Genomic DNA, 4,103 nt, shown 5'->3' on the forward strand with positions numbered 1-4,103 from the left:
GCTGCCTGCGATGGCGCGGCAGTCGCTACAGATCGACCGCGTCAGTCCGAAGGTCAGACGGTCCGGTGCGCCGAGCAGGCTGCTTGGTCCGCTGAAGCTGAAAGGAAAGCTCTGGGCGAAGGCGCCAGTGGCCATGACGAGCGACAGTGCCGCCCCTGCCAAAGCTGTGATTAGTCTTCTCATCGCAATGATCCCCCTATCACGAAACATGGATAAGGGTCCGCCCGCGGGCCGATTCCCTCAATAGAGGCTGCAGATTCCGGTTCGGGGTGTTGCGATTAAGTGACCTTGCGTCAACTAATGATTGTTAATCAGGACTTTAGGAAACGAGGGTTTTTGCCTCTGCACCCGTTACACAGGCGCGCGCGATAGGACCATAGCCCATCACACCCCTGCGCAGTTCGGGAAATATCGCGAAAAGCTCTTCTTGTGCGGCCCGGTCGAGGGCCAAAAGGCTGCCGTCGCCGGGATAGAAGCTCTCGGTTTCGATCCCCTCTGCCAGAACGATCTGATGGCGGTCGAACAGCATGTGCCAGTATTCCACGTCGCGGCAGGGGTGGGCGCAGATCCGGTCTCCGTCCGCGAGGTGCTTGGCCGCGACCAGCACTTCGGGTTGCCCGAAGAAAAGCTCGGCCCGCCAGCCTCGGATCAGAATCCGGTGCTGGGGCGAAACCAGCAGGGCCCGCGTATTCCCCAGGGCCCCTTTCGAAATCGAAATCGGCGCCAGCGATCCCCTTCCAGAGACCCTGCGGTGCCCGATCCAGCGAACCGGCTGCAAGCCTTCGTCGCGGGTCCGCACGAAGTCCCCTTCGCGGATCGTCTCGATGGGGCGTTCTCCGTCCGCGGTATCGATGCGGGTGCCGCGGGCAAAGCAGACGAAGAAATCGGAATAGAGCGGATCGGTGTCGAAACCGTTGCCGTTCGAGTAATTGACCGAGATGTCCTTGTCGACGATCGTGTAGGTCGTGCCCGGAACAATGCCCCCCTGGCCGGGGTTGGACGGGTCCTCCATCACCACGAAATAGCCGTCACTGGTGACGTTCTGGTTGCTGCCTTGCTGGTTGGCACCGGTGTTTACCCAGATCAGCACGAAGGTATTTGTGCCATCGGTCACCTGGTAGCCGATTTCGTATTGGTGCAGCGCGTTCGTGTAGGTGGTGCCGTCCACCGTGCCGCTGACCAGCTGGTCGCTGTCGACCGGGTTGAAGTCATCGGGCGTGTCGTCGGTGCCACCATCGGTGACGGTCACGATATCGGCCGATGCCCCGGCACCCACGGTGAAACTGTCGCCCACGTTGAACGAGGCGGGGGATCCGAAATCGGCAAGGGACCAGGCCTGCATATCGTAACTGGGCATCGTGTCACGCGCTCCTGCATTGCCCCGGGGCCAATGCCCACGGGGGGATGCACTGACACCTACCGGAGCAGCGTGAAACGCTGAGGGCCAAAGCCGGGCATTCCCGGGGCGAATTGCGGCAGTTTCGCTGCAATTCTTGCCTAAAGGTTAAGGAGGAGCCCCAAGAAACAAGGCCCCGCCAAGGGAGGCGAGGCCTTGCATCATTTGTGGCGAAAGGGCGGATCAGGCGGCGATCAGGCCCATCGATTCCAGCTTCAGCAGCACCTGCTGCGCGCAGAAGTCCACGTCCATGCCCTCGGTGTCGACCACCAGCTCGGCATGGGTCGGGGCCTCGTATGGGTCCGAAATCCCGGTGAACTCCTTGATCTTGCCTTCCCGCGCCAGGGCATAGAGCCCCTTGCGATCGCGCCGTTCGCATTCTTCAAGCGAGGTTGCCACATGCACCTCGACGAAAGCGCCATAGGCCTCGATCATCTCGCGCACGGCGCGGCGGGTGGCGGTATAGGGTGCGATCGGGGCGCAGATGGCGATGCCGCCATTCTTGGTGATCTCGCTCGCGACATAGCCGATGCGGCGGATGTTGATGTCGCGATGTTCCTTCGAGAAGCCCAGTTCCGACGACAGGTGTTTACGCACCACGTCGCCATCGAGCAGCGTCACCGGGCGCCCGCCCATTTCCATCAGCTTGACCATGATGGCGTTTGCGATGGTCGACTTGCCCGAACCGGACAGGCCGGTGAAGAACACGGTGAAGCCCTGCTTGGAGCGCGGCGGCGAGGTGCGGCGCAACTCGTTCACCACCTCGGGGAAGCTGAACCATTCGGGGATTTCCAGCCCCTCGCGCAGGCGGCGGCGCAGCTCGGTGCCAGAAATGTTCAGGATCGTCACGCTGTCGCGGTCGTGGATTTCATCCGCAGGTTCGTACTGGGCGCGTTCCTGCACGTAGACCATGTGTTTGAAGTCCACCATCTCGATTCCCATTTCCTCCTGATGGGCGCGGAACAGGTCCTGCGCGTCATAGGGGCCGTAGAAATCCTCGCCGGCAGAGTTCTTGCCGGGTCCGGCATGGTCACGTCCAACGATGAAATGGGTGCAGCCGTAGTTCTTGCGGATAAGACCGTGCCACACGGCTTCGCGCGGGCCCGCCATGCGCATGGCCAGCGGCCAGAGCGACATCGTAGTCGTCGAGCCCGGATACTTGTCCAGCACCGCCTCGTAGCAGCGCACGCGGGTGAAATGGTCCACGTCGCCCGGCTTGGTCATGCCCACGACCGGGTGGATCAGCAGGTTGGCCTGCGCTTCCTTGGCGGCGCGGAAAGTCAGTTCCTGATGCGCGCGGTGCAGCGGGTTGCGGGTCTGGAAGGCCACGATCTTGCGCCAGCCCAGTTTGCGGAAATAGGCGCGCAGTTCGTTGGGCGTGTCGCGGCGGGCGCGGAAATCGTAATGCATCGGCGGCTGGATGCCGGTTACCGGGCCGCCAAGGTAGACGGGGCCTGCCACGTGATGGAGGTAGTTCACCGCCGGATGCGCCACGTCATCTGCCCCGAACACCTTTTCCGCTTCGCGCGCCTTGTTGGGCACCCATTTGTCGCTGATCGACAGGATCGCCAGGATCACGCCTTCCTGGTCGCGCAGCGCGATGTCCTGGCCGGGTTCGACCTTGGCGGCAAAGTCCTCGGACACGTCGAGCGTCACCGGCATCGGCCAGAGCGAGCCATCCGCCAGGCGCATGTTGTCCACGACGCCGTTGTAGTCCTCCTCGCTCATGAATCCCTTCAGCGGGCTGAAGCCGCCATTCATCAGCAGTTCCAGATCGCAGATCTGGCGCGGGGTCAGGTCCCAGGAAATCATGTCGCCCGCGTCGCGCTTGAGTTTCTGCGCGCTGTCGGGGGAAACGAACAGCTCCTGAATGGGGGCAAGGTGGTTCTGCATCACTTGTGTCCTAGTCTTGAGGGAAAGAAGGCCGCTGGTGCTGCCGGTCAGTTCGGCATGCAGGGCGTCGTACTCGGCAAGTTTGCGGGCCAGGAACCGGTCGGTCAGACGAGCCTTTTCCGCCGCCCCGCGCGGGGTCAGCGCATAGCCGTAGCGCTGCCGCCGGTCGGGGCTGTTCCGATCGGTGATCTCGACGAAGCCCGCCTCGGTCACCGCCTTGAGAACCGCGTTGAGCCGCCCAAGCGAAACGCCCACGGCTTCTGCCATGACCCGCTGAGACACCTCCGGCGCCGCGTCGAGCTGGCGCAGAAGGCGGAAGAGCAGGTCATCTTCCGGCAGGGCTGTGGCGGGGCGAGGGGCACTCATGGCACGCGACTCTGAGTTTGTTCACGAATGAACATATGTCACATTTCGCAGGTGCAGCAAAGAGGAAAGTTCCGAAAAGGATAAAAAAACTGCGCAAACGACAAAACGCGAAACGCCCCGCCGGATGGGCGGGGCGTCTTGGTCCGTCTATTCCGTAGAACTGGCCTGCGCGTCTTATCCGTCCTGCTCGGCCAGCCAGTGTTCGGCGTCGAGCGCGGCCATGCAGCCCATCCCGGCGCTGGTCACGGCCTGGCGATACTTGTGGTCGGTCAGGTCGCCTGCCGCGAAGATACCGGGGATCGAGGTTCGGGTGCTGCCCGGCTCGACCTTCACATAGCCGCCGTTGTGCAGGTCCAGCACGTCCTTGACCAGTTCATTGGCAGGCGCATGGCCGATCGCCACGAAGACGCCCTTGCAGGGGATCTCGGTGATCTCGCCTGTCTCCACG

The 4,103-nt window shown here is 62.8% G+C and carries 4 protein-coding genes; all 4 read right to left on the reverse strand.

The features are described 5' to 3' along the window. Window positions 1–183: hypothetical protein (locus ACEQXV_RS17985; RefSeq protein WP_370270323.1), on the reverse strand; the 183-nt coding region annotated here is incomplete at its 3' end. A gap of 136 nt (window positions 184–319) precedes the next feature. Further along, window positions 320–1,357, reverse strand: coding sequence for a Hint domain-containing protein (locus tag ACEQXV_RS17990; protein ID WP_370270325.1), 1,038 nt, complete (start codon window positions 1,355–1,357; stop codon window positions 320–322). A 222-nt stretch (window positions 1,358–1,579) separates the two neighbouring features. Next, entirely contained in the window at window positions 1,580–3,655 is a 2,076-nt protein-coding gene (locus ACEQXV_RS17995; protein WP_370270326.1) for a bifunctional sulfate adenylyltransferase/adenylylsulfate kinase, read from the reverse strand. A gap of 174 nt (window positions 3,656–3,829) precedes the next feature. Next, the coding region (locus tag ACEQXV_RS18000) for an FAD-dependent oxidoreductase (RefSeq protein ID WP_370270327.1) at window positions 3,830–4,103 on the reverse strand (274 nt) is incomplete at its 5' end.

This window comes from Nioella sp., from assembly GCF_964229645.1.
In the GTDB taxonomy this organism is placed as follows: domain Bacteria; phylum Pseudomonadota; class Alphaproteobacteria; order Rhodobacterales; family Rhodobacteraceae; genus Nioella.